26 protein-coding genes, 1 pseudogene and 1 riboswitch are annotated in these 26,634 nt (G+C 44.3%); of the genes and pseudogenes, 19 read left to right on the forward strand and 8 right to left on the reverse strand.

What is annotated here, in order from left to right; genetic code table 11:
• Positions 1 to 83 precede the first annotated feature (83 nt).
• The gene (locus L5M40_RS07645) at positions 84 to 1,334 is read right to left on the reverse strand and encodes a uracil-xanthine permease family protein (RefSeq protein ID WP_219252770.1); all 1,251 of its coding nucleotides are present in this window, start codon (positions 1,332 to 1,334) and stop codon (positions 84 to 86) included.
• A 215-nt stretch (positions 1,335 to 1,549) separates the two neighbouring features.
• Here L5M40_RS07645 and L5M40_RS07650 point away from each other — a divergent pair, with 215 nt between their 5' ends.
• Entirely contained in the window at positions 1,550 to 2,641 is a 1,092-nt protein-coding gene (locus L5M40_RS07650; protein WP_028760315.1) for a DUF2066 domain-containing protein, read from the forward strand.
• Positions 2,642 to 2,703: 62 nt separating this feature from the next.
• Entirely contained in the window at positions 2,704 to 3,414 is a 711-nt protein-coding gene (gene hda, locus L5M40_RS07655; protein WP_168823935.1) for a DnaA inactivator Hda, read from the forward strand.
• Positions 3,415 to 3,532: 118 nt separating this feature from the next.
• Here hda and L5M40_RS07660 read toward each other — a convergent pair whose 3' ends face one another.
• The 4 genes from L5M40_RS07660 to L5M40_RS07675 form a co-directional block, all read right to left on the reverse strand.
• Positions 3,533 to 5,488 (reverse strand): hypothetical protein, encoded by a 1,956-nt coding sequence (locus L5M40_RS07660; protein WP_263175983.1) that lies wholly within the window; start codon positions 5,486 to 5,488, stop codon positions 3,533 to 3,535.
• Positions 5,489 to 5,790: 302 nt separating this feature from the next.
• Positions 5,791 to 6,165 carry a DUF2069 domain-containing protein gene (locus L5M40_RS07665; RefSeq protein WP_028760312.1) on the reverse strand — a complete coding sequence of 125 codons (375 nt, stop codon included), beginning with the start codon at positions 6,163 to 6,165 and terminating at the stop codon, positions 5,791 to 5,793.
• A gap of 52 nt (positions 6,166 to 6,217) precedes the next feature.
• Complete coding sequence (arsC, locus tag L5M40_RS07670; RefSeq protein ID WP_263175984.1) at positions 6,218 to 6,568, reverse strand: arsenate reductase (glutaredoxin); 351 nt, start codon at positions 6,566 to 6,568, stop codon at positions 6,218 to 6,220.
• Positions 6,569 to 6,696: 128 nt separating this feature from the next.
• A complete protein-coding gene (locus L5M40_RS07675) occupies positions 6,697 to 8,166 on the reverse strand; it encodes a M48 family metalloprotease (RefSeq protein WP_263175985.1) in 1,470 nt (489 codons plus the stop codon).
• Positions 8,167 to 8,277: 111 nt separating this feature from the next.
• On the opposite strand from L5M40_RS07675, the gene L5M40_RS07680 reads away from it, so the two are divergent.
• From L5M40_RS07680 to cctA, 3 genes are all read left to right on the forward strand, one after another.
• Positions 8,278 to 8,511, forward strand: coding sequence for a sulfurtransferase TusA family protein (locus L5M40_RS07680; protein ID WP_263175986.1), 234 nt, complete (start codon positions 8,278 to 8,280; stop codon positions 8,509 to 8,511).
• 224 nt (positions 8,512 to 8,735) lie between these two features.
• Entirely contained in the window at positions 8,736 to 9,818 is a 1,083-nt protein-coding gene (locus L5M40_RS07685) for an AI-2E family transporter (RefSeq protein WP_028760308.1), read from the forward strand.
• Positions 9,819 to 10,328: 510 nt separating this feature from the next.
• Positions 10,329 to 10,679: a tetraheme c-type cytochrome CctA gene (gene cctA, locus L5M40_RS07690; RefSeq protein ID WP_105252823.1), complete on the forward strand. Its 351-nt coding sequence runs from the start codon at positions 10,329 to 10,331 to the stop codon at positions 10,677 to 10,679.
• A 97-nt stretch (positions 10,680 to 10,776) separates the two neighbouring features.
• Here the strand turns inward: cctA and L5M40_RS07695 are convergent, their stop codons facing one another.
• A complete protein-coding gene (locus L5M40_RS07695) occupies positions 10,777 to 11,523 on the reverse strand; it encodes a cytochrome b/b6 domain-containing protein (RefSeq protein WP_105252822.1) in 747 nt (248 codons plus the stop codon).
• 297 nt (positions 11,524 to 11,820) lie between these two features.
• Here L5M40_RS07695 and L5M40_RS07700 point away from each other — a divergent pair, with 297 nt between their 5' ends.
• The gene (locus tag L5M40_RS07700) at positions 11,821 to 12,456 is read left to right on the forward strand and encodes a LuxR C-terminal-related transcriptional regulator (protein WP_028760305.1); all 636 of its coding nucleotides are present in this window, start codon (positions 11,821 to 11,823) and stop codon (positions 12,454 to 12,456) included.
• A gap of 117 nt (positions 12,457 to 12,573) precedes the next feature.
• On the opposite strand, the gene L5M40_RS07705 is transcribed toward L5M40_RS07700, so the two are convergent.
• Complete coding sequence (locus L5M40_RS07705; RefSeq protein WP_263144627.1) at positions 12,574 to 14,340, reverse strand: M61 family metallopeptidase; 1,767 nt, start codon at positions 14,338 to 14,340, stop codon at positions 12,574 to 12,576.
• Positions 14,341 to 14,484: 144 nt separating this feature from the next.
• Between L5M40_RS07705 and hinT the strand changes: the two genes are divergently transcribed.
• The 6 genes from hinT to tsgA all read left to right on the forward strand — a co-directional run bounded on the left by hinT (position 14,485) and on the right by tsgA (position 18,646).
• Positions 14,485 to 14,841 (forward strand): purine nucleoside phosphoramidase, encoded by a 357-nt coding sequence (hinT, locus tag L5M40_RS07710; protein ID WP_113938752.1) that lies wholly within the window; start codon positions 14,485 to 14,487, stop codon positions 14,839 to 14,841.
• Positions 14,838 to 15,365: a PaaI family thioesterase gene (locus L5M40_RS07715; protein WP_028760303.1), complete on the forward strand. Its 528-nt coding sequence runs from the start codon at positions 14,838 to 14,840 to the stop codon at positions 15,363 to 15,365. Before hinT ends, L5M40_RS07715 begins: the two co-directional genes overlap by 4 nt.
• A complete protein-coding gene (locus L5M40_RS07720) occupies positions 15,352 to 15,849 on the forward strand; it encodes a PaaI family thioesterase (RefSeq protein WP_168823948.1) in 498 nt (165 codons plus the stop codon). The genes L5M40_RS07715 and L5M40_RS07720 overlap by 14 nt, the downstream gene beginning before the upstream one ends.
• Positions 15,850 to 16,018: 169 nt before the next feature.
• The gene (locus tag L5M40_RS07725) at positions 16,019 to 16,414 is read left to right on the forward strand and encodes a YcfL family protein (protein WP_173496556.1); all 396 of its coding nucleotides are present in this window, start codon (positions 16,019 to 16,021) and stop codon (positions 16,412 to 16,414) included.
• A 301-nt stretch (positions 16,415 to 16,715) separates the two neighbouring features.
• A complete protein-coding gene (deoD, locus tag L5M40_RS07730; RefSeq protein WP_263176031.1) occupies positions 16,716 to 17,420 on the forward strand; it encodes a purine-nucleoside phosphorylase in 705 nt (234 codons plus the stop codon).
• Between the two features lie 50 nt (positions 17,421 to 17,470).
• Positions 17,471 to 18,646 (forward strand): MFS transporter TsgA, encoded by a 1,176-nt coding sequence (gene tsgA / locus L5M40_RS07735; RefSeq protein ID WP_263176032.1) that lies wholly within the window; start codon positions 17,471 to 17,473, stop codon positions 18,644 to 18,646.
• A gap of 67 nt (positions 18,647 to 18,713) precedes the next feature.
• Here tsgA and L5M40_RS22585 read toward each other — a convergent pair.
• Positions 18,714 to 19,393 (reverse strand): annotated as a pseudogene (locus tag L5M40_RS22585) (Crp/Fnr family transcriptional regulator).
• A 197-nt stretch (positions 19,394 to 19,590) separates the two neighbouring features.
• Positions 19,591 to 19,729: riboswitch (TPP riboswitch) on the forward strand.
• Positions 19,730 to 19,783: 54 nt separating this feature from the next.
• Here L5M40_RS22585 and L5M40_RS07750 point away from each other — a divergent pair.
• The 7 genes from L5M40_RS07750 to L5M40_RS07780 all read left to right on the forward strand — a co-directional run bounded on the left by L5M40_RS07750 (position 19,784) and on the right by L5M40_RS07780 (position 26,633).
• The gene (locus tag L5M40_RS07750; protein WP_263144632.1) at positions 19,784 to 22,003 is read left to right on the forward strand and encodes a TonB-dependent receptor; all 2,220 of its coding nucleotides are present in this window, start codon (positions 19,784 to 19,786) and stop codon (positions 22,001 to 22,003) included.
• Positions 22,004 to 22,100: 97 nt separating this feature from the next.
• The gene (locus tag L5M40_RS07755; RefSeq protein WP_028760297.1) at positions 22,101 to 22,361 is read left to right on the forward strand and encodes a hypothetical protein; all 261 of its coding nucleotides are present in this window, start codon (positions 22,101 to 22,103) and stop codon (positions 22,359 to 22,361) included.
• A gap of 46 nt (positions 22,362 to 22,407) precedes the next feature.
• Positions 22,408 to 23,061: a nicotinamide riboside transporter PnuC gene (gene pnuC / locus L5M40_RS07760; protein ID WP_263144633.1), complete on the forward strand. Its 654-nt coding sequence runs from the start codon at positions 22,408 to 22,410 to the stop codon at positions 23,059 to 23,061.
• On the forward strand, positions 23,061 to 24,173 hold the full coding sequence (locus tag L5M40_RS07765; RefSeq protein ID WP_263144638.1) for a phosphotransferase: 1,113 nt from the start codon (positions 23,061 to 23,063) through the stop codon (positions 24,171 to 24,173). Before pnuC ends, L5M40_RS07765 begins: the two co-directional genes overlap by 1 nt.
• A 193-nt stretch (positions 24,174 to 24,366) precedes the next feature.
• Positions 24,367 to 25,224: a DUF6279 family lipoprotein gene (locus L5M40_RS07770; protein ID WP_113938746.1), complete on the forward strand. Its 858-nt coding sequence runs from the start codon at positions 24,367 to 24,369 to the stop codon at positions 25,222 to 25,224.
• Positions 25,225 to 25,304: 80 nt separating this feature from the next.
• A complete protein-coding gene (locus tag L5M40_RS07775) occupies positions 25,305 to 25,898 on the forward strand; it encodes a DoxX family protein (protein ID WP_263144641.1) in 594 nt (197 codons plus the stop codon).
• A gap of 186 nt (positions 25,899 to 26,084) precedes the next feature.
• Positions 26,085 to 26,633 (forward strand): NAD(P)H nitroreductase, encoded by a 549-nt coding sequence (locus L5M40_RS07780; protein WP_263144645.1) that lies wholly within the window; start codon positions 26,085 to 26,087, stop codon positions 26,631 to 26,633.
• The last annotated feature ends 1 nt before the right edge of the window (position 26,634 follow it).

Below are 26,634 nucleotides of genomic sequence, written 5' to 3' on the forward strand. Positions count from 1 at the left end.
GGTATTTTAAGAAACGATCAATTTTATAAAGTGGTCATTTTTCAACGACCTACTTCGAAATTGATCGTGTCTTCAAGCCGTAATTAATGAGGCGTCACATCAGAGTCGTGGTGTTTATTGTGTGGCTTAGTCGCGGGTAATAGTAAGTTCATGGTAATAGCGACAATACCGCACAAGCTAATACCGGTTAGACTGAATGAACCAATGCCAAATGCCATGCCGCCGATACCAAAGACTAAGGTAACACCGACAATACTTAAATTACGAGGCTCAGATAAATCCACATGATTACGAATAAGGGTGTTGAGGCCAACTGCGGCAATGGAACCAAATAGCAAACACATAATACCGCCCATCACTGGGACGGGGATAGTTTGCATCAGTGCACCTAGTTTGCCAACGAAGGCTAAAGTGATAGCGGTAATGGCAGTCCAAGTCATGATCTTCGGATCAAAATTTCGGGTTAAGGTTACTGCACCTGTCACTTCTGAGTAAGTCGTGTTCGGTGGACCACCAAAGGCTGCGGCTGCAATTGTGGCAATACCGTCACCCGTTAGCGTGCGATGCAGGCCGGGTTTTTTCATAAAATCTTTACCCGTGACGTTGGATATCGCTAGAATATCACCTATATGTTCTACCGCAGGGGCGATTGCCACTGGGATCATAAATGCGATGGCATACCAGTTTAATTCTGGCGCGACAAATTTAGGAATAGCAATCCAGCTTGCAGCGGTCACAACGGCAAAATCAACAATACCAAAGGCTAGGCTTAAACTGTAACCTACTATAATACCTGCTAAAATCGGCATCACTTTGAGTAGGCCCTTTGCGAAAATCGCCACCGCGATAGTGGTGCCAAGCGATGCGAGCGAAATAAATAACGCCGTATTTGTAGCGACTAAAGTCAAGCTACCATCACCACTCTTGCCTAATGCCATATTCACCGCCACGGGGGCTAAGCCAAGGCCGATAATAATGATCACAGGTCCCACTACGACTGGGGGCAATAATCTGTGAATAAAGTCAGTGCCGCGCACTTTAACCAAGGCGCCGAGCATGACGTAGACCACGCCCGCGGCCATAATGCCGCCCATTGTGGATGGAATTCCCCAAGTCTGCACGCCATAAAGTATGGGGGCAATAAAAGCGAAGGAAGATGCGAGGAAGATAGGCACTTGGCGTTTAGTAATCAATTGGAAGAGTAGGGTACCGATACCTGCGGTAAACAATGCCACACTGGTGTCGAGCCCTGTGAGTAGCGGCATTAACACTAGGGCACCGAAGGCCACAAATAGCATTTGCGCGCCCTGTAGGGGGATAGCGAGTCGTCTCATTTATTATTCTCGTTAATTTAGGGTAAACCGCCAAATGATAACAGTTTGTTGGATTTTGAGCAGAAGAAAATCGCCTGTTTTGCCGACGTTGATCACTGTTTGGGTTTTCTGTGCTATGGCAGGCACGGAAATGGGGCTAAATTTTGGCAAGACTCGCTTAAGGCGCTAACTATGGTACAATTTGCCTCATCTGACGCTACTTCAACTACTCAAAGATGCTGAAATTCCTATTGAAGCCGAGCTTAATTGCATTTCTATATTGTCTGTTCACGATTAATAGCGTCAATGCTGTTGAGGTGAGTAAATTAGATGAGGCCAATGTGCCTGTGTCTTCGCGCGCAGTTGCTGAACGCGACAAAGCCTTAAAAAGTGCACTTGAGCAAGTCATTATCAAGAACACTGGGACTGCGCGATCCCTCGATAACAGTCTGATCCAATCTCAGCTCAGTAATCCTGATACCTTGCTGAGCCAGTATGGTTATATCGAGCAAAATGGCCAATTGCTGTTGACCGCGAGTTTTGAGCACCGCCGCATAGTGGCGTTACTGCGTCAGGCACAATTGCCTGTTTGGGGAACTCAACGCCCGCTGACCTTATTTTGGGTCGCTATGCCTGGTGATGGCGACACTATGATATTGGGTGACTCATCTGCGTTAGCCGAACGTAAGATTTTTAGCGATTTTTCCTATGCCCGCGGTATACCTGTACTCTTGCCTATCTTAGATCTTGATGAGTTGATGGGTATAAATCCTAACGATATTAAAGGGATGTTTGCCGACATCGTGGCGAGTGTATCTGGCCGCTATCAAGCTGACTTTTTGGCGCTAGTGGCAATTGATGCCGCCGGGAATCAGGTTCGTTATCGTTTAAATCTTTATACTAAGGCTACCATTGACTCTTTGACGCCACCGTTATTCAGTTACAACGGCAGTGCTGAAAATTCGGCCCAAGCGATTACCGCTATGATGGCGGCGTTAGGTGAATACTATTTTACTAAGTATGCGATTGCCGATACTGGTACTCAGCTTGGTGCGAGTGTTACCTTCGTTAATATCCAAAAAATGGCGCAATTAGTTGAAGTTGAAAAATATTTGAAGCAACTCAGCGCGATTAAAAATGCCACGTTAACGCATATTCAAGGTAATACCGTGACTTTCTCGTTAGATTTATTTGGCTCAGAGACGGACTTACAACGCTTATTAAGCTTAGAGCCGCGTATTTCTGTGGTCGCACCTGTGAGTGCAGGTGAATTTAGCCCTGTCTCTAATCAAACTGGCAAACCTGTGTATGAATGGCGTTTACATTAAGATGTTATCGGCCGTGCTTAGTTAAGCACGGCATTGTTTTTATTTAATATTGAGAAGACCGAGTGCCCTTAAACTCACCTCTGCAACTCTCGTTACCTGTGCATTTGCCAGACGACGAAACCTTTAATAGTTATTACCCCGCCGCGGGTAATGATGAACTTATTCAAAAATTGAGAGCGAATGCCGAAGGGCATGGTGAAGCCGCCATCTATTTGTGGGGCCCAGTTAAATCAGGTCGAACCCATTTAATGCACGCTGCTTGCGCCCACGCCAATGAAGTGGAGCGGCGCAGCTTTTATATTCCCTTAGGCATACATGCGAGTATTTCGACTGCATTGCTTGAAGGCCTAGAACAGTTGGATTTGGTTTGTATCGATGATGTCGATGCCATCGCCGGCCACCCCGTTTGGGAAGAGGCGATTTTTGATCTCTACAATCGCGTCGCAGAAAATAAGAATTGTGCTTTAGTGGTTAGCGGCAGTTCGTCTCCTGCGGATGCTGGGTTCCTCTTGCCAGATCTTGTTTCACGTATGCAATGGGGGTTGAATTACCAACTGCAACCCATGGCAGATGATGAAAAACTTGCCGCACTGCAACGCCGCGCCGCTATGCGTGGCCTGCAATTACCGGAAGATGTCGGGCGTTTTTTACTGAACCGTATGGCGCGGGATTTGCGTACCTTGTTTGATGTATTAGATAAGTTAGATAAAGCCTCATTAGTGCATCAGCGTAAACTCACGATTCCGTTTGCCAAAGAGATGCTGCACCTTTAGATACAGCATGGTTTGTGTTCGTTCTGAAGATACAAAACCTACTGGCATTAAAGCCAAAAAGAGTAAAGCCCGTCATGTTGAATACATACGGGCTTTTGTTTATCTAAAATTTAAAACGCTATTGTTGTGGATGTTGGTGACGGTCACCACTTAAGCGAAGTTCGGCTTCAAAACGAGACTCGGCATTAATTGCAGCTGCATTGCTTTCGCCTTTGAGCTGCGTATTCGCAGGCGATATTGCCAATGTTTGACGCCAGCTTTGACCTTGCACCATATTAATTGGTTCGGGTAGGCTTTCGACCAGACTGATCCCATTAAGCTCCGGCAGCATTTCATCAATCACCAACGCAGCGCGATTTTCTAGACTGTCTTTTGCAATTCGTCCCCTTTGTCCCCAGTCAATAATCAGCGAATCCGCAGTTAAAATCGCAGGTTTATTGGTGACGGCGACATCACGCAATATTTGATAGCGATAACTCATCATGGCTTCTTCAAATAACATGGCCGTGTCTTCACGGGTACTGGAATAGGCATAGAAGTCGCTGGCGATATCGGTAGAAAAGAAAGTACTGACATCCGATGCTTGATAGGCCTTTTGCACATTACTCGCCGCTGCGCCGAGGAAACTAACATTGGCAAGTCCCATCATTTCAGTGCTCGTTAATGGGTAGGTTTTGCTGACTTGATCTGATATTAGACTCTTGCTGGCATTGCGGCGGCTGTAGTCATCTAACAATCTTGGCCCTATGAGTGTGGCATGCACGCTGCGTGGAAAAAAGTCATTGGCATGGGCGAGCTCGTGGTACAACAAGGACGCCAGATCGGGATTGATTTGCGCTAATGTGCGGTTTGCTCTGATGGTAATAGGCACGCCAAGGGAGGCATATTGGTTATCTTTTACATAACGCCAAGGCATCACAAAGTTAAGATCATTTCCGAAATTACTGCGGTAATCCGGCGCTTCATTAATAGTGTCGCGCTGGCTTGGCGTAAGCCATAAATCATTGGGATCGAGATAAATCGCCCCTGTGACTACCCAGTAAAAAGAAGGGCGTACATCATAGCTAATCACCACGGCCGTGACGGATTGTAACAGGCGGGCAAAATCGCTATTGGGGTCCATCTGAGCTAAAAAGGCGGCAAAGTTATCACCCATCCAATCGTGGGAAACCAGTACTCGATTTAGAATCGTCTCGTGATTGAGATCGCTTGAGGTTTGACCTATCAAAGGTAAGATATTGATAGTGCAGCTATCATTAAGCTGATTGGAGTAAACACAGTTTGCTAGCACATTGGCGTAAGGTGAAGCCGGACGATAGGCATGGGTGCGCGCAACTGGGGTATCGAAGTATGGCGAGCTGATCGCTGGCGCTGAGGTTGTTAGCACAAAGACATCATCGCTAAGCTGATTGCCATTGACGTTGGCATTCACTTTGAGGCGAGTGATTGTATCCTGGGTGACCGTTGGCGCGGTAAACAAGGGTCTAAACGGATCGCTCACATCGACCATTAAATCTGGGCCAGATGCTACACACCAAGAGATATTTGCTGCGCTTAATTCCGATTGTTGTCCGAGTCTTAAGCTCACATTATTACCTTCAACCACTTGGTGATCTTGACGGACGTTTAGCATACCCGTCGATGTGGGATCGACATTAATGCCAATTTCTCCGGTGACATCTAGATTACTGCCCGTCACATGCAAGCTAAAACGGTAGCCGCCTGCGGTGGGAGTATCAAAGGCTAATACTGGGCTGTTTTGACTGACGAGTGCTATGTTAGGGCCATCGATTTGCTGCCAACGGAAGGTTAAGTCTTGGCTGTCACGATTTAGGATATTGGCAATGATAGTACTGGATTGACCCGCCACATAATTTGGCTCGGTTTGAAAGCGAATTGAGGATGACGTGGTGGTAATGAGTGGCGAAATGCTATCTGTGCAGCGTGCTAGTGAAGTGGATGGTGGCGTGACTACACTATCATCTGGTTGACTATCACCACCGCCCCCGCATGCTGCAAGTAGGCCAGAGCAGGCCATAAATCCGAAAAATTTCAGTGGTATCGACATTCCCATTACACCATTCTCCCTTGTTAACTCTGCTGTGCTATTTAGACTTTTGTGGCGTCATGGGACGCTTATACTGTGAGAAACTGACTATAACACGGGCACTTAGTTGCAAAAAGTCAGTGTAAGTATAATAAGTGTTAATTTTGTCGTGATGGGAATTGACGTCGGAACGGAGGTTGAAACTAAGGTTGAAATGGGTATTCAGACTGAGATCATAAGGGATATTTGAGCCAAGGTTTGGTCTTGTAATATAAAAAATGCCGCCATACCTAGCAAGGTGAGGCGGCACTGAAAATACATTGAACGGACTATTCTTTAGATTTTTTCTTCAGGCCTAATCCCAGTTCACGACCACGTATGCGGGCATAAAATGGAAAAGCGATTAGCAGTACACCAATCAATAATACTTCGATTAAGGCAAAAGCGAAGGCGTCATTGGTGACATAAAGCAGGGTGAGCCCATGTAACATATATAAGCACAGAATAAAACTCGCCCAAGCGTAAGTGTATGGATTACCTTGGAAAACTCCCTTTGCGGGTAGTAATAACGGCACTATCCATAAGAGACTAAATAGCAGGGTGTATTCACCGCTAATCCCTTGGCCAACAAACCAACCGCCTAACAGCAGCACTAGCGCAAAGTAGCCTAAACGGCTAAGGATAAATAAGGTGTTGGACGTCATAAGTCTACCTAAGGGTTGAAAATAAAAGCCATTTTGGTTTAAAAATCATGGGTTAAAGAATAGTGAGCACATTCTCAGGAGGACGGCCGATGGCTGCGCTTTGATTGGCGAGCACAATTGGCCGTTCGATGAGTTTAGGTGTGTTGACCATAGCCTCAATCAACTGCAATTCTGTTAGTGATGAGTCTGCAAGTCCCAAGGCTTGATATTCTGCTTCCTTGATGCGCATTAATTCGCGAGCACTGATGCCTAATTTAGCCAGAATGTCGCCGATGTCTTTAGCCGTAGGGGGATTTTTTAAGTATTCCACTAGGGTAATGTCGCAGCCTTGTTGCTCAAGTAAAGCTAAGGTTTCACGGCTTTTTGAACAACGTGGGTTATGGTAAATCGTCGCTTGGGTCATAGTACTAGAGGCTCAATACGGGCTGAAATAACAATGGCGCGGATAATAACAGAAAAAACCGCGCCACGTCAGTGTGTTCGGGGCGCATAAATGGGTTATTGTCTTTAATCTATTTGTAAAACAACTTATTACTTAAGCGCATCCATTTCTTTATCAGCTATTTTAAACTGGCGAATACGTGCTTCAATACGTGCAAGCTGTAATGGATTATTTTCGGATGCACGGTATGCAAAGTTAAGTTGGTCGATAGCGCCCTTATAATTAGCACCTAAGGCCATCAGCTCTGCGGTGGAAAAATATTCCAATGCTTGGTTGCCGGTTTTTTTATACACCATAGTCAACAATTGATAGGGCAGTTCATTTTGTTTATCGAGGAAAATCATATCTTCCAGCAAAGGGATTGCTTTGGGGGCTTGATCGGCTTCGATATATATATTGGCTAAGTTGGCATTGATCACTTGAGACGTTGGTTTCATTTTACGTTGGGCTTCGAGCATAGTAATCGCTTTTGCATAGTCCTTACGTTCGATCAGTAAATCAGATTTAGTGTCTATATAAAACAGGTTGTTATCATCGATTTTTAACAGCTCATCGACGATTTTTTCTGATTCATTAAACTTCTTCAATCTATATAAAGCCAGCGCTTTGCCATAAAGTGCTGCCTCTTTGAAGCTATAGGTCTGTTTGTTGAGCTGCCGATCAAACATGCTTAATACTGCTTCGTCGCTATAGCTGGAAAAACGGACTTGAATACGAGCTTTTGCTAGCTGAAAATTAAGATTATCAGGGATATAACGTTTAGGGTATTGCTCGGCACGGTTACGGGCTTCAGTGATCCGCGATTCAGGCAATGGGTGAGTTAATAACATTTGTGGTGGTGTTGTGGTAAAGCGATAACGACTGGCTAATTTACCAAAGAAATCCGCCGCAGCATTGGGATTAAAGCCTGCATCCACTAGAATTTGCATTCCGATGCGATCGGCTTCCTTTTCATGCAAACGGGTGTAGTTGATTTTCGATTGTGTCGCCATGGCTTGGGTTGTCGCAAGCGCCGCCATACCTGCTTGTGGTACTGCAATAGTTAACAAAATGGCGCCGAGTAAACCGGCAATTGTTGCAGGATTACTTTTTTGCTGTGCTTCAAGTGATCGGGCAAGGTGACGTTGAGTAACGTGAGTCACTTCGTGGCCTAATACTGAAGCGAGTTCGCTTTCATTGTCGGCATTGAGAAATAAGCCTGTGTGCACGGCAACATGGCCACCAAAGAAGGCGAAGGCGTTGATTTCATCATTTTGTAATAGGAAAAAATAAAACGGCGTTTTTACGCCTGTGGCATGGGCGACCAGTTTATTGCCAAGCTCGGTAAGATATTGACTCAACACGGGGTCATTTAGCATAGGTGCCGATGAGCGAATGATGCGCATATAAGCATCACCGTAAACCATTTCTTTTTCAAGGCTGAAGGTGTTAACTGCGGCCGTACCTAAATCCGGTAAGTCATTGTTGGCAAAGCTTTTGGCGGCGAAGGTTAGCAACATCAAGGAGAGTGCGCCTGCAACAAAAGGTTTTAATCGAGTCAAAAAAGTCAAGTTACGCAAGCGGATCCTTTTATTTCTAATTATCTCAACTAAAGGCAGATACTGCACTTAGCTTGTAGTTTGAGGTGCAACTTAGGATAATGGCCCAAGTTCGTCTATAGCAAGTTCATTATGATTTTTATTGATTTAACGCTCTTTCGTTGTCCAGTACCCTTAGTGAAAGTGAAGCTTGCATTGAAGCCAATGCGAGATGGTGAGCAGTTGCATATCTTACTCTCAGACTCTGGTTCGCGGCGAGATGTTCCCCAATATTTAAAAAAACAAGGGCATGTCGTGCAAGAGTTGCGTAATGATGCAAGTCTGTTAGCCTTGATGGTCACCAAAGTTGATCTATCTCAGGGATAAATTGAGGATTTTTATGTTTAAATCCTCTTAGACTAACATCAAGCGCCTAATTCTGAGCCAGAGTGCCGCTCAGGCTAGGTTATTTACTCTTGTCAGTATTTTTTTGATTTAGCTGACATGTAGAAGCGAAAGTCTAACTGAGTAAAGTCTCGAATAACATCATGATAAATAAACTTTCCTGAGCGTTTGGGAAGCCTCGCCAACCATCACTATTGGAATGATCCATGTTTACTGTTTTTTCTCGTTGGTATCAAGAGCGCTTTAGTGATCCACAAGCTGTGACCTTAATGGCTATTCTTGTCGGGCTCGCGCTGGTGATTTATTTTGCGGCAGGTTTACTTGCTCCGCTGTTGGTCGCTCTTGTGTTGGCATTTCTATTGGAATGGCCTGTGGCGCAAATGCTTAAATTGGGGATTAATCGCACCGCTGGTGCATCTTTGGTTATTGTGTTGTTTTTGGGTATAGTGGTTTTACTGACATTTGGCTTAATTCCGAGTGTGTGGCGTCAAGGTGTTAGCTTAATTGCCGACTTGCCTAGCATGATTGATAAAGGCTTGCTGACAATACAAACGCTGATCAATCAATATCCACGATTTATCAATCCAGAGCAGTTAGATCTGATGGTTGGTGAGCTTAAAAAACTGCTCGATACTCAACATGTGTTGGATATTGCTAAGCAATTAATCGGTTATTCAGCTTCTTTACTCGTCTTGATGGTGTACGCGATTTTAGTCCCCTTACTGGTGTTTTTCTTTTTAAAAGATAAAGACCAACTGATTAGCGGCAGTAAGCGATTTTTTCCCGTAAATCGCCAGTTAGCCCGTAAAGTTTGGTTTGAAATGCACCAACAGATTTTTAATTACATTCGTGGCAAAGTGATCGAAATCGTGGTTGTTGGTGTCGCAACTTATATTTTGTTTGCCTTGATGGGACTGCGATATTCGGCGTTGCTTGGTGTGTTAACGGGGTTATCGGTATTGATCCCTTATGTCGGTGCAACCTTAGTTACATTACCTATCGCCCTAGTGGCATTTTTTCAGTGGGGTTTTAGTTCTGAATTTGGCTATTTAATGTTGGGTTACGGTATTATTCAGGCGCTCGACGGTAATTTACTCGTGCCTATTTTGTTCTCCGATGCGGTGGATTTACATCCGGTGATCATCATAGCGGCCGTTTTAGTCTTTGGCGGTTTATGGGGTGTATGGGGAGTATTCTTTGCCATTCCATTGGCATCGTTGGTCAAAGCCGTGATTAACGCTTGGCCTAAAACAGAGCTTGAGGCTGACAATAAACTTGATGCGAGTTGATGCTTACCTGTCTAACCGCCATTTGTATTATTGGTTATAGTGGGCGAGTTAACCGTTATCGCTAATTCCTCTTGGCATTTGAATTAAGTGCCAGAGGCGTTTGGGTTGAATGTTGTGCCTTCACAATTTAAAGCATCCTCGTCTAGTACTCTGTACCCATTCACTTATTGTCATTCCTTTTTATTATCACTTTGTCTTAAGTATCACCATGAATCGAGCTTTTAGTTTTAGATTAAGGGGGATTTATTCTGTCGCTTGCCAGTTTAGGGATTTACATTATGTAGCCTCTAGGTTAGGTAGATGTAAAACTCTTATATAAGCATGTGGTTACATGATGCAGCGCACATTTTACCCTTGAGTATGTTGATAAAGTTGTGTCGCTTAGTTTGGGTTTGCTTATTCGTTCATCCTTAGCTAAGTTATATCGAGTCGTGCTATTTATTTTGGTTGAGAGATGGAAGTCACCCTGACAAGAATTTCCACTGACAATCGCCATTGGAGGATACTATTGTGAGCAAAAAACTATTAAGTGCGCTTTTCGGGGCAAGTCTGGCAGCGTTAGCGCTGTCGCCAACCGCATTTGCTGCAGATCAAAAATTGTCTGATTTCCATGCTGAGTCGGGTGGATGCGAAAGCTGTCATAAAGATGGTACACCTTCTGCGGATGGTGCTTTTGAATTTGCACAGTGCCAAAGTTGTCATGGTACCTATGCTGAAATGGACGCTGTGCATAAGCCACATGACGGTAATTTAGTCTGTGCAGATTGTCATGCGGTACATGATATGAATGTCGGTCAAAAACCTACCTGTGAAAGTTGCCATGATGATGGTCGTACCCCAGCAACTGTTCTGAAAAAATAATCTCAAAAATACGTTTAGAAAAGTTGGTATATACCTTCATGTCTAAATAAATAACGCCAGCAAATGCTGGCGTTATTTTTATCCGTTTACTAACCGATTACTCGTCTTTTGGCTGACCTTGGATGATCTTCTTGCCGGAGAACATGGCTGAAATAATCCCTGGTTGACGTTTTACTTCAGTATAAATCACCGCAAATACATGTAATAACATCAGCAGTAACAACACATAAACCGCATAGACGTGCACTTGACCTGCCAATCCTTTCATTGGTTTAAGTGCATCCGCTTTTTCTGCATTCACACCCGTTGCATCATAGGGTTTTAAGCTTGTTGGTTCGACATTGGTATCAGCAAGATAGCTTTGTACAGCACTACCTAGCGGCGGATAATAAATATCTGTACCTGCACGCAAAAGTCCAGTGATCATTATGGTCACTAATAGCAACATGATGGCCAGCACGGCAAATTTACCTTTAGGGTTATGACCTAAATACTGCGGATTTTTCCCCGCGGCTAATTCAGTCTTATAAGCTATTAATTCGCTTTTGCTATTAGCATTGGGAAACATGTGGCTGAAACGCGCATATTTGTTACCGATAAAACCCCACACAAGGCGGACTATGAGGTTTATTGCGAACGCATATCCTATGCACACATGTAAAGTTTTCAAGCCAATTTTACCTGTTAACTCAGATATGCCTAGCTCAGTGCGATACATCATGATGCCACCGACTAAGATGAGTGCGAGCACAAGAATGACATTAATCCAATGAAATAATCGCGTCGGTTTGTCCCACACAGGATAGGATTTTATTTCAAAAGCGGTGGGGTTACTGCTGGACATGGAATTTCCTTATTTTTTGTGTTGGTATGATCTTACGCTTTTATCCTAAAATTTCAGTAACTTTTTTCAGTTTCAATTAAGACTTCTGATTGATAGTGTAGTCAACGAAAGTGTTAGAAGTTTTTGATTTGCGTACGGTAAATATTTTTTACGTAAGTCTTTTTAATCTGTTTTATCTAATGCTAATATCGTGACCACGGTAGACTTGGAAGTCTATTGAACGGATGTTGAAGTCGTATTTGGAGGATCTTAGATCCTTAAAGTGAATAATCGTTAACCAGACAGGGAGTGAGCAGGATGTTCAAAATATTACATTGGATTGTAGTGTCACGATCGCAAGTATTGATGGAATTGCTCGCAGGACGTTGGCCGCAGGAGTTTCTCGTTAAGTTGACCCAAGTCAGCCCTGATGAGATGTGTGAGAAAATCAAAGATAATAATGCCTCCATGGTCGTGATCGATTTAGCGACTGTTGATCTTCAAAAAGCCCATCAATTTCAACGTTTACTTGCCCGTGAGCAACCGAGTGTGCGAGTTGTCTATTTACAGTTCCCTAAACAAGTGGATGCACGTTTTTTAATGCAAGCTGCCACAACTGCAGGGGTGTTTTATCTTGATGCAGGTTTAACTGAAATAAGCCTAGGACTCTCGAATATTTTACGAGGTCATAGGGTCATCCCAATTCAGCTCATTAATGGGGTAAATGATGATTTTGGATTGTTCGAAGACACTGAACCGTTAACTATCCGTGAGCGTGAAGTATTACAAGCATTGTTGACGGGAAGTACTAATTTAGATATCGCCAATCAGTTGTTTGTCAGTGAAAGCACGATAAAAACCCATTTGTACCGAGTATTCCGTAAAATTGGAGTGTCTAGCCGTGGTCAAGCGATTGCGTGGGCACAAACCTATTTGCACGATGTGGTGGTTTAAGTCGATATCAGTATTGATATACAAACGTATATACGTTTAAGTTAAGTCTTATCTCAGATAAAAGGGGCTAAAGCCCCTTTTATTATTTCTCAAAAGAGTTCTTAAGCCGAAAGTCTATTAACGTCCAAGCCAAGCCACTATTTTGCTTTTGTCACGAATGGATAGGGCGACAGTATCCTTAGGCGCGGCAGCAACAGTTAACTCACCCGTCATCAATTCATCCCGTCTAAACCAATGTAGATTCAAGGATTCACCCAGCGGATATTGCTGTAGCTGCGCCTCAAATTGTCCTGTGACTTGTAGGTTATCCGCGGCAATTAACACATCACCTGCACTTAACCCTGCAAGGTGTGCAGGGCTACCTTGGGTGACAGTCACGATTTTTAATCCTATAGGTGCTGCTTGGGTTTTCGCGCCGAATGCAATCTCATAACCTTTCGCTTGCCCGCCGCCCACATCTTGCGCACCTTGACTGGATCGAAGACTCAAGTTGACCCCAAATTCGGCGAGTAAAGCCGCTAACGGAATATCGTCCGTACTATCTAAGTAGGCAAACAGATCTTGGCAATCACGACCAAGGAGTCGTTCCACGATGGCTTGATGGCAAGTATCTGTGGTGCCTTTATCTTGCAGAGCATATTCCTGCCATAAAATCTGCATAACATGGTCGAGATTGTATTTGCCCTGGGTTTCGCTGCGCAGGGTTAAATCTAAGTACAGCGCAAACAGAGCCCCTTTAGTGTAATAACTGATGATGGCATTTTGTGCGTTTTCATCCTGCTTGTAGAACTTAGTCCAAGCATTAAAGCTTGAGTCCTTAACACTTTGTTTAAAGCGTCCCTGGCTGCGATAGACACGGGTGAAGGTCTCACTCAGCATATCTAAATAGCTTTGTTCATCCACCAGACCTGCACGATAGGTAAGAAAGTCATCGTAATAGGAGGTGATGCCTTCATAGGCCCATAATTGTGGCGTATAGGTTTCTGCCTCAAGTTTATAGGGTAAAAAGCATTCAGGTTTAATGCGCTTAACGTTCCAGCTGTGGAAATACTCGTGGCTGCACAGGGATAAATAAGTGCGATAGTCGTTATTGATTGGCATATCGAGCGACAGTGGTAAGTCTTTGCGTGAACACATTAATGCAGTAGAAGCTCTGTGCTCTAAACCGCCAAAGCCATTGTCTAATACTGTGGTCATAAACAAATAACGCTTAAACGGTGCAGGCGTACCAAAGAAGTTAATCTGATACTCACAAATGGCCTTTAAATCTTGGCAGAGCCTTGGCATGCAAGCACGGTGGCGACCATTGAGTACTATATCATGCCTCACGCCACAGGCATCAAAACTCCCTAAGGTGAATAAACCCATTTCCACCGGATGATCGATGAGCTCGTCATAGCTTTTAGCTGAAAATTGGCCGAAGGCAAAATCGTCACCACTGGTGCGGGTTATGCTGGTAGCAAGGCGCCAGTCACTTAATGTTGGCTCTGTTGGTGGATCTATAGAGACGGTGTGTAAAGTGTCTTCAAAACCATGGGCAGATAAAAACACGCTACTGCCGTTAAAGAAGCCGTGGGTCATGTCCAAATGCGCGGTGCGCACCGACAGATCCCAAGCATACACTTGATAAGTCAGAATAATTTCGCTGCTATTATTGTCAACCGACCAAGTTTGCTTATCTAGTTGGGTGAGCTTAAGTGTCTGGCCTTGTGCATCTTGTGCCTTGAGTTCAATGATGTTTTTGGCAAAGTCGCGCACCATATAACTGCCGGGCAGCCAAGCGGGTAGGCTAAAGACTTGCACTGGCTTGGGTTGTGATAATGTCATAGTGACAGCGAATAAATGGGCTTTCGGATCGACGGGGATTATCTGGTAATGGATCATATTTATCCTGCAAAACCTGAGTATTTTAATGGTGGCCATGCTGCCAAAAATGCCTGCAACTGGCAAATGAAAAGCAAAATATCTGCAGACACAAAGTATTGAATTGCTAGTATACTATGCCAACTAACCCAAGGAGGACGCCCCATGGCCGAAGAAACGATTTTCAGCAAAATTATTCGTCGCGAAATTCCCGCGGATATTCTGTATCAAGATGAACTTGTGACTGCCTTTAGAGACATTTCCCCTAAGGCGCCAACGCATATTTTGATTGTGCCGAATCACTTGATCCCAACGGCTAATGAGATGAAAGCCTCTGATGAGCCTGTGCTTGGCCGTATGATGACGGTTGCGGCTAAATTGGCGGCGGAAGCGGGTATCGCTAAAGATGGCTACCGACTGATCATGAACTGCAATCAACATGGTGGACAAGAAGTCTATCATATTCATTTCCACCTTGTGGGCGGGGAGCCTCTGGGGCCCATGTTGAGCCAAGGAAAATGAAGGTCAATTCGGATTTTTTCCCGCTGACCCAAATGGCGCAGCGGTTTGTGGATCAACTCGCTCAGTGTCGCCGTCTCGGTTTAACCGTATTGGAGGCGAGTGAGCACCATGTGTTGATTGAGTTGCCCTACAGCACTGAATTAATTGGTTATCCCGATACGGGCGTTATCCATGGTGGAGTGATCACTACCTTAATGGATACTGCCTGTGGCAGTGCCGTCGTGAGCGCAATTTTCCATAAATTCAAATTGTTAGAAATCTCACCCACGCTCGATTTACGGGTGGACTACATGAAGCCCGCTCAGCCCCATAAGCCTGTATTTGGTTTCGCAGAATGCTACAAGTTGTCTTCTAATATTGCCTTTACCCGTGCAATTGCTTACCAAGACAGTATTGACGATCCCATCGCCCATGCCGTCGGCTCTTTTATGCGGATCAGCCCTGAAATGGTCGGTGATGCCTTTAGGCAAGCGTTAATGGGTGAAGCCGTGCCTGCGATAGGAGAGAGTGATGAGCGCAAATAATTCGATACTAGATGCAGCCAGTACAACTCAAAACGCACAGGTTAAAGCGCCTATTGATGTGCAAGGGATAGTTAAACGCGCCACTGAACTTAATGATTTTGGCCATTTACTTGAGCACGTTCCCTATGCCAAATTTATTGGTATGAAGGTGGAGCGTTTTGGTGATGAACTGATTTTTAAATTGCCCGCTAAAGACGACAATATCGGTAATCCTGTGTTGCCCGCCATTCATGGCGGCGTGATTGCGGGCTTTATGGAAATGTCAGCGATAGTGCAGTTAATGGTATTTATGCAAACAGCAAAGGTGCCTAAAGTCGTTGATTTTTCAATCGACTATTTACGTGCAGGTCTGCACAAGGATAGTTTTGCTGAGTGTCGTATTACCCGTCAGGGTCGACGAGTCGCCAACGTGAATATTGATTGTTGGCAAACCAATCGTAAGCAGCTTATTGCTACGGCACGGGCACATTTTTTGATTGATTAATCTGATTAAGTTTAGATTGATGAAGCATGACTGATTCACTATTTTAGATTGAGAATGCTTTATTTAACCTATGTTATTAAGCATGAGTTCAGCACTGTTCGATTAGTTTGTCGTTTAATGGGAAATGATGCGCTAGCTGCGTATTTTGTGGCGTGACTAGGAGAAATATATGAAACAAGTTTATACAGGGTTATTACTGGCCGCAGCGCTTACCTTAGGTGCTTGTGCCTCACATACCGCAGGGATTTCAGTGAGCTCACTGGGTGAAACCCGCGTCGATAATTCCAGCTTTGCCCGAGATATTGCGGTAGAGAGTGTGGATGCACGCCGAGTCGGTGATTTAGTGCAGGGCTCAGCATTGATTGTTAGTAAATCCTCGTCCGATATGCGTGTGCAATATAAATTCACTTGGTACGATGCCAGCGGCTTTACTATCGAAGATGAAGCGACCAGCTGGAAATCGGTGAAATTACACGGCAAACAGCAATTGCAAGTCGGCGCCGTAGCACCTAATGCCCAAGTGGTTAAATTTGATGTATACGTGCGTGAAACCTTTTCAAACTAAGCTTGAGTTTGCTTCTGTTTAGTTTATTCCGGGTTTAATTGATTTTTTGATATTAAACCCGTTCTAAAAAGGCTTACTTCTTTTAAGGAGTAAGCCTTTTTTATTCGTTTTACATCAACTTTTAGTGACCTTAAGGTCATTCAAATGTTATTAGCTTTCGTCTTTTTGACATTGAAAGTTGCGATAAATTACCCATTTTTAAGCAAAAAGGTTTACGGCAAGGTGAAATCCGGACTTTAGTCCTAAATACATTTAGTGATTGAGCACTACTATCAGCATATTACCACATGAGGATAGAAAGATGACTGCTCATATTAATGCTCAACCTACTGATTTTGCTGAAACTGTTATTATGCCGGGTGATCCACTCCGTGCTAAATATATCGCTGAAACCTATCTCACCGATGCCGTAGAAGTCACGAATGTTCGCAATATGCTTGGTTACACGGGCTTTTACCAAGGACAGCGCATTTCCGTTATGGGTCATGGTATGGGGATTTCATCTATGGTGCTTTATGGCCATGAGCTGATTAATTATTTTGGCGTGAAACGCATTATTCGTATTGGCAGTTTAGGTGCAACACAAAAACATGTACAAATGCGAGATGTCATTTTAGCCCAAGCCGCAGGCACGGATTCACCTACTAACGCTAAGCGTAGTAGCGGCTACCAAATGGTGACTTCTGCGACCTTTTCTTTATTGCATAAAGCCTATACAACAGCGAATGAGAAAGGTATTAGTGTAAAAGTTGGCAATATCTTTAGTGGTGATCTTTATTACGATCCCGATGAAGATATGATCCCCGCACTTGAGCGTTTTGGGGTATTAGGTATTGATATGGAAGTGGCGGGGCTTTATGGATTGTCACACCAACAAGGTATCGAATCATTAGCCATTTTAACGGTATCGGATCATTGTTTAACCGGTGAAGAAACAACGGCAGAAGAACGCCAACTCTCTTTTAATAATATGATTGAGCTCGCGTTAGAAACCGCCCTCAATTAGGTTTAAAGCCATCCTTTGAACCCTTAGCATTTCACTTATGGAATGACATAATGAATAATAAAATTACTTTAACAGCCATCAGTTTTCTCGCCAATTTTATTATGGCGGGCTTTGCGACCCAATTTGGGATGTTGATTGAACCCATAGCTGAGAAATTTGCCGCTAATGTTAACGAAGTTGCATCAATCTTTTCATTGCTCAATGGTGGTGCACTCGCGGGGACGATTGCAGCATTTTTCTTTATTGAAAAAATGGGTATCAAAAGAATGACCTTGATAAGTTACAGTCTGGTTGCTCTTTCTGCTCTGGCTTTACATCTAACCAGTTTCCTACAAGTTGTGATGGTAGCAATGACCTTAATTGGTTTTTGTGGCGGTATCGGTTTATGTATTGCTGGTACGATTGTGGTGTCTGTGTGGCAAGAGAAATTACAAAGCACAATGTTAGTGGTGCAAGATGCGACGTTTAATATTGCAGGCGTTATTTTTCCATTGATAACGACTTATGCATTAACAAGTTCACTATCATGGAGTTATAGCTATTTAGCCGTAGGTTTAGTGGCGTTCGGTACAGTCATTATTACCTTGTTCACTCATTTCTCTATTTGCGAGCAATCTTCTACAACACAAGAGAAACAACAGTCTGAATGGAATCTCGGTATTATTAGTGGAGGTATTGGTTTATTTTTAGGAATGCTGGCTTTATATACTTTTTTAACTTGGGCACCTTTATTTGTAAAACAAAAATTTGATATTCCGTTTGAAGATGCCGGTAATATTATTACCCAGTATTGGTCCGCTGCGCTAATTGGGGCGTTAATTTCGACTGTGATTGTGACTCGTGTAAAAATTCACCATTTCTTAGTCGGTATTATTGCTTTAGCTATGGTGATCACCGCTGCCATTGTCAGTACCAATAATCTTAATTGGATAGCTTATTTAACCTATGGTTATGGTTTTGTGTGTGCTGCTCTTTATAATGCATTTATTGCTTATGGCGTGTCTTTTGTAAAAAAAGCCAGCAGCAAAAATGTGTCATATATACTTATTAGCGGAAGTGCAGGGGCGATGTTTAGCCCAGCCATCAGTTCTTTCTTTGAACGTATTATCGGATTACAAACTGTGATGTATGTGATTCCTTTGCTTTACGCAGCGATATTTATGCTATTGATCGTTTCAAGTCGGATGAAACCGGCTATGGAACAACACTCGCCATCGGTAAGTTAATTTACCTGTGCATCCATCCCACACTCGGTTGTTAAATTATGTCGAGTGTGGGTTATGCTGAAAGCGATTATATGCCTGCTTCAACAAATTTCTTGAGTGCGTTGAGATCACAAATCCGAATGCCATCTTTTCTCCGCTCAATTAAGCCTCGTTCCTCAAGATTTTGTAGCGCCCGACGGTAGACTCGGTCGGTAGTGCCAAATCGTTCAGCCTCTAAATAGCGTTTACTAAAGCCATCTACAGGCAAGTCATTTAAGTATTCATGATAAATATCAAATGCCACGTTATAACTGATGGGATAGAGCAGTCGCCGAGTAAAAATATCCACTGTGTCTTGGTAGTCAATCGCAATTGCACTAGCGAAGAATAGCGCGAGTTGAGGATGCTGACCGAGGCAATGTTGTAGTTTTTCAGCGCTAATCAACATGATTTCTATGGGTCACTGGCAATAATGTCTAGTTGACAGTGGTACTGGGTGAAGAACTCCATTTCGCCAAACAGTTGTGAATCACAATCAATAGTACCTAATTGAAAACACCGACCATTTCTCGCGGTATGGCCGAGTGATACGCGACCTTGCTTCACCAATACAAGTGATGCCATCGCTTCCCCCTGCGTCATGAGGTGAGCGCCTTTTTTGAGCATTTTTATTTCGCTGATACAGCTAAGTACAACCGCTTCAATAAGTGGATAGTCTTGCTCCCATCGCTGGCTATAACGTCCTTTCGATAAAGGTTTTAGCTGCATCGACTATTGTCCTCTTACTGTGTTCGAAATTGCGACCTTCTATAGCATTATCATGATAGGCGGTCAAATGGACGAAAGGATTTAGGCGGCTACTAAAGATATTTTCATCATACGAACTGAAGGGCAGTGGTTTTCGCGACATTTAATTGAATCGCAGAGATAAGAGTGCCCACTTTTTATTTCCGTCATGTATACTAGGCGCCGCCAAGGGGTGTTTGTTGTGCATTAATGTTACTCTGATTTTAACGTTAACGGCTGCAAACTGAGATGTCATCTGACGAACCCTTAGAACCTGATCCGGCTAATACCGGCGTAGGAATGGGCCAATCAACAGCACACTTCTGAATCGCTTATTCGTTGCCGGATCTCAAACATTATATTTGAGGTCCTATGTCAAACCGTAAAACGTCAAACCATCAATCTCCATTTTCAACCGTATCGCCAAGCTTATTTTTAGCCCGAGCGCCGCTGGCGTTAGCCATCGCCGCAGCGCTGAGCACCCCTGTTTTTGCACAAACCGACGCTATTGACAGACCCGATCCCAGCACTGAGATGGAAGTCATAGTGGTGACGGCGGATTTTCGCAGTTCAAGCTTAGAAAAAATGCCCTCCAGCATTACCGTTATCGACAGTCAAAAAATTCAAGATGAAAGTGCGCAACACTTTGAAGATCTGCTTAATTCTATCGCCAATTTTAACTGGTCAGGTGGAAGCTCGCGGCCGAAATATTTTCAAATTCGCGGTGTAGGAGAGCAGGAACAATACCAAGGCGCACCTAATTCTTCCGTGGGTTACATCATAGATGATATCGATTTATCCGGTATTGGTATGGTGTCGAGCATGTACGATTTACAGCAGGTCGAAGTGCTTCGTGGACCGCAGGGGACGCGTTACGGCGCGAATGCCTTAGCGGGATTGATTTATCTGAAGAGTAACGATCCAACTGATGTGTTTGAGCATGGCGGCGAAGTGTCGTTAGGCGATGATGATTTGCGCACTTTTAGCGGTTTCAGTTCTGGCCCATTAACGGATTCTGGCAAGCTGCTTTATCGTGTGTCAATGCAGCAACATCAGCAAAATGGTTACCACGATAATCTGTATTTAGACCGTGATGATACCAATGGTCGCGATGAATTCAGCGGCCGCGCTAAGCTGCGCTGGTATGCGACTGATGATTTGCAGTTTGATTTAACTGTGCTGCATGCCGATTTCGATAATGGCTATGATGTGTGGAGTTTAACCAATTCACCAACCCAGACAACATCGGATCAACCGGGTGTTGATAGCCAACGCACCACAGGCGCGGGTTTTAAAGCGACCTATTCTGGCGCAGAAAACTTCGAATTAACTTCGTTAACCTCTTTTGCCAATACCGATCACCATTACAGTTACGATGGCGATTGGGCTAACTCAGAATATTGGGCCTCTAAGCAATGCAATGATGACAATGGCAATCTGGCGCCGTGTCAATACGATTATTTTTGGGATAAAACGGGTCAGCGTAAAACCGCGTCGCAAGAGTTTCGCCTAAGTTCTACCGAGCAGGGCCGTATTTTTGCAGAGAGTACTGATTGGTTGCTTGGTGTGTATGCCATGAATCTGAAAGAAGATAACCAATTGTATTCTGAATACAATGCTTCGCCGGATGAAGTCTTAGACTCAGAGTATGAGGCGACAAACTATGCACTGTTTGGTCAGCTCGATACGGATTTGGGCTCAAATTATGCTTTATCTGTGGGGCTACGTTTAGAGCGCCGCAACAGCCATTACTCTGATACGAATAACGATAATTTCGACCCGAGCGAAACCATGTGGGGCGGTCATATTGCTGTGAGTAAAGTGCTGAACGACTCGCACAATGCTTATGTCCGAGTCGCACGCGGTTACAAGGCGGGCGGTTTCAACATGACTTTACCCGTCGAATTGAACGATAAAAAAGAGTTTAGTACTGAGACGCTCTATAACTATGAAATCGGCCTTAAATCCCATTGGTTAGCGGGACTTATCGATACTAATTTGGCGCTGTTCTATATGGACAGGCAAGATCAACAGGTGGCTGCATCACAGCAAGATCCCGATAAACCACAGCGTTTTATCTTGTTCACTGAAAATGCAGGCAGTTCGAATAACTATGGCGCTGAGTTAGATGCAACCTGGTATGCCACGGATAATCTGCAAGTTTACTCAAGCTTAGGTTGGTTAGAAACGGCCTACGGTGACTACCAGTATCAGGACAAATATGGCACTGAGGTGGATTTAACTGGCCGCGATCTAGCCCATTCTCCACATCTTACCTACAGCCTTGGTGGGACTTATCGTGCCAATTCGGGTTGGTTTGCTAACCTGAATCTTAGCGGTAAGAGTGAATTCTATTATTCAGACAGCAATGAATCCCGCTCTGAACCCTACACTATCGTCAATGCCCGTATAGGTTATGAGGCGAGCGCCTGGTCGGCATATTTATGGGGACGCAATCTGTTTAATGAAGAATACGGTGTGCGTGGCTTCTATTTTGGCAATGAGCCAGATAACGGTTGGGCGGAAAAACAATATATTCGTTACGGCGATCCGCGTCAGATTGGCGTAACCTTTAACGTTAAGTTTATGTAATAGCTCATTTTAAAGTGAGCATAATCATTTAAGTGTTAACTGAACTGTAGCCCAGTATTTGGGCTACAACCTTACTTCAGAATATCAAGGAATTAAAATGAAACTGACCGCAGAAATTAGCATGTATCCCTTTAATGAAAATTACCTCGATCCTATCAAGTGGTTTATTGGCCGCGTGGATAGCTATCCCAATATCGAGCGCGTGACTAATGCGATGGCAACTCAAGTGTGCGGCGATTATTTAGATGTGATGACTATGCTGGCGACCGAGATGCAAGCGGCCCATGAGAAGTGGGGCAAGGCGGTATTTGTGTGTAAGTTTATCGGTGGTGAGCTGAATTTAGCTCACAGCGAATAATGATTGACCGCCATGTAAGCGACAAATAGGCAATGAGAACAACACTATGACAGATTTATGGTTAACCTTGGTCGATAGCGTTAATACGGCCTTTGGTGAAGTCCATGTGATGACCGTATGGGAAGCACTCGCGGTATTGCTGGCGATGGCATATTTACTGCTGGCGATGAAGGCCAGTGTGTGGTGCTGGGCGGCGGCCTTTGCCAGTACCGCCATTTACACTGTGTTGTTTTGGAAGGTGTCGCTACTGATGGAGTCTGTGCTTAACGTCTATTACATGGCGATGGCGCTCTATGGATATTGGCTCTGGACCCAAGGTGGTGATAAGCATCAAGGCGTAAAAGTGACCACTTGGCCATTGAAAACCCATTTAAAGTTGATCGCAGCGACGGGCGTGATTTCGCTTTTGGTTGGTCACGGTATGGCGACGTATACCCAAGCCGCATTCCCGTATCTAGATGCGGCGACAACCTGTTTCGCCGTGATGACGACTTATTTAGTGGCAAAAAAGGTACTTGAGAATTGGCTTTATTGGGTGGTTATTGACATAGTGTCGATTTACCTTTACCTCAGCAAAGGCTTGATGCTGACATCCTTGTTATTCGTGCTTTATGTGGGGCTGGCGGTCGTGGGATATTTCCTGTGGCGAACCGCGTTAGTCGACGCCCGTGAAGCTAATACCTTGAAGTTACTCAGTTAATGCTCGATATAAACGCCTCGATGCAACGCTCAGCAGGCGAGCCATTCAAAGCACTTTACCCCATACTCAAAAGTGCTGGGCTAGTTAACGTGTTAAGTATTCATGAGCTTGCGGGCGGCTTAAGTAATCACAACTATAAAATCACTACGCCCGCAGGCAGTTATGTGCTGCGGGTGAATGCGGATGCGGCGGACAGTTTTTGCAACCGCCAGCAGGAGCGTTTTTACTGGCAGCAATTGGCTCAAGCTAAACTTGCTCCTGAACTGTTGTGGGTGAGCGAAGATGAGCGTTATTACCTCAGTGATTTTATTGAAAGTGATTATATTGAAAGTGACGATATTGAAAACGAGGTCTTAATCCACTGGCCAGCGTTAGAGCGCCAAACGAGTGCTGCTGATTTTGTGCTGGGGCAATCGACGTTTAACTATTCACAGTTTCCGGCAGCAGAACAAGCAACGCATCCTAACCAAGCCCATTGTTTGCTATTGGCGTTATTGCTGCAATTACGCGATCTGCCTACAGGGCCTTATGCTATTAGTATCACTGAGCAGTGGCAGGAATATCACCAGCAAATGCTTGCCTATCAGACTTCTGCAACATTTAGTGAGCCAGTATTAAGGCGTGCTGTGCCATTGAAGCAGGGTAGTGATATTGGTGATAGCAATACTCGTGATTGGAATGAGCGGGTGGCTAAGCTGCTTGCAATTCAAATTGAAATCAAACATTGGTGTGATGAGTTAGCAGCTTGCATAATCAAGCCGCAGTTTTGCCATCGTGATCTTAATCCCCATAATTTGTTACTCAAAAATAACCGCTTGTGTTGTATCGATTTTGAGTATGCGACGGCGTCGCATCCACTGTGTGAGTTAGCTGTAGTGTTAGCGACCCATGGGTTAACGGCCTATCAGCAAAGTCTGTTGGTGAAACAGTATCTGAGTGGACATCCTTATGTTACTGCACAAGCCGTAACGGCAGTACCTGCCGCTATTGACATGTATTGGGTATTTGCTTGCTACTGGGCATTATTGATGGCAGCGCAAACAGAACCCAGTTGTAGCGCCGACTACCTTGCTTGGTTTGATTGCTTCTGGCCGCTGATCACCCCCAAATAGCCATTATTGCGTGTGCTTAGTTTCCATCTGATGATAATGGCTCATTCCCTTATGGCATTGACCGCGCGATTGGTGGGACATGCGGGTAGAACATACTGAAAACCTTTATTAGACAAACTTGTTTGATATAAAAAGCAACTTTATATAGTCTCAAGCGTCTTATTAGCAACAATTCTAGGATGGATTATTCAGTATGAAAAAAGGCGTGATGCTACTTGTGTGTCTCTTAGGCTTAAGCGCCTGCTCCACTAAATTCAGTTACCATTTCCTTGACTGGGCCATCGGCTGGGAGCAAGAGGATTATGTTACCTTAGATAAATCTCAGCAAAAGGCATTCGATGCCCTCATTGAAAAATTTGTCATTTGGCACCAATCCAAAGAGTTAGCTCATTATGTGGTGCAATTGACCGAAGTCGAAGGCCTCATAAAAACCAATACGTTAACGCCAGTGCTATGGGCAGATCATGTGAATATTGCTAAGCGGCATTGGTTTCGATTGTTTGAGTTCGCCTTGCCCGAGCTTCTACCTATCATAATGTCTTTGTCCGATGAACAGGTGAAGCAGATCCTCACAAAATTACGGGAGGAAGAGCAGGAGCTTGTTAAAGAATTTGCGGGTAAAACCCCTGAACAGTTACAAAAAGATGCCGATGAAAACCTTCAAACCCAATTTGATGATTGGCTTGGAAGTGTAACTGCGGAGCAAAAAGTGCTTATTCACCAATATAATCAACAGCGTTTATCCACCTTAGATATGTGGCTTGAGTACAGACACGAATGGTTACGCCAGTTTGAGGTTGCACTGGGTCAGCGCGCTGATAAAGCATTATTAACCGAGCGTTTGACCTTGCTGATGACGCAGCCCGATGAGCTTAAGTCAGAGCAACATAAAGTGTTTTTACGTAAAAATACTGAGGCATTTGGGACTTTGCTGTTGGCGATGAATGCGAGCTTATCGGAGCAGCAGTCTAAGCATTTTTATAAAAAGTTAGGTGGACTCATTCAAGATCTCAAGGAGCTGAATCAGGAAGCGATTGAAAAAGAAGCCTAGGCCATGAAAGATTTATTGCCTTGCTAGGGTCTATTCCTGCAAGCCAATAAATCAGCCTACTAACTACTAATAGAGACCTTATGCTACTCGTATCCCTTTATCAGAAACTGCTCAATATGAGCCGCTATTTCGAAGGCTTAGCGCCATTAGCCCTTAGGATTTACCTTGCACCTGTGTTAATGCAAGCAGGCTATAACAAGCTCGCTCACTTTGAAGATACGGTTGCTTGGTTTGCCAATCCCGATTGGGGTTTAGGTCTGCCAATGCCAGCGTTAATGGCAGGACTGGCGGCGGGAACTGAGTTCTTTGGCGCTATCTTGTTACTGCTTGGGCTCGCGACGCGACTGATTTCAATCCCTTTAATGGTCACTATGTTGGTCGCCGCATTGACTGTGCATTGGCCAAATGGTTGGTTAGCGATTGCCGATGGTAGTTCTTGGCTTACGAATGACAGAGTGCTTGAGGCAGGGGATAAACTGATAAAAGCCAAAGAGTTATTGCAGGAGCACGGTAACTATGACTGGCTGACCAGTTCAGGTAATTTTGCTGTGCTTAATAATGGTATTGAGTTTGCGATCACCTATTTTATTATGTTGCTGGCGCTTTTTACCTTAGGCGGTGGTCGTTACACTAGCCTAGATTATTTCATCGCTAAGCGCTGTGGGATTAAGTAAGTCTTTCTCAAGCGGGCTCAATTGTTAACTGCATCGGATTTTCAAGCGCATTTAATTTTTAAGCACACTCGATTGTTAAGTGCACTCAACAAGTTAAATCCCACTCAAGCGGTGGGATTTTTTTATGCCTCTTTGTCAGCAATTTGCTATGCTTGAGCGCAATTTATATCGAACTAGGATAAGAACTTGGACGCTATTGAACTTTTACTCACTCGCCAATCAACCCCACGATTAACTGCTCCTGCTCCAGATGCGAGTCAATTAAAAATCATCTTAGATGCTGCCATTCGTGTGCCAGATCATGGCGCCTTAGCGCCATGGGAATTTATTATTGCCGTAGGAAAAGGGTTAGATACCTTGGCTGATATCTTTGTTGAGGCAGCGAAAGCGAGCGGCGCCGATGAGGATTTTGTCAATAAAGCTAAGGGTATGCCAATGCGTGCGCCTATGGTGATTACTGTCGTGGCGAAAACGCAGCAACATCCTAAAGTCCCCGTGCTTGAACAGCTCATTGCAGCGGGCTGCGCGACGATGGCAATGCAGCAGACTGCCTTTGCCTTAGGTTTAGGGGCAGTGTGGCGTACAGGGGATTTTGCCTTTGATGCGAATGTGAATGTTGCTTTAGGTCTTGAGCCACACGATCAAATTGTCGGCTTTTTGTATGTGGGGACGCCAGCCGTTACCGCTCCTAAGAAACCGCAAAAGGACGGCAGTCAGTACGTCCGTTATTTATAAA

It is taken from the genome of Shewanella sp. SM68, assembly GCF_025653925.1.
GTDB classification, from domain to species: Bacteria; Pseudomonadota; Gammaproteobacteria; order Enterobacterales; family Shewanellaceae; genus Shewanella; species Shewanella oncorhynchi.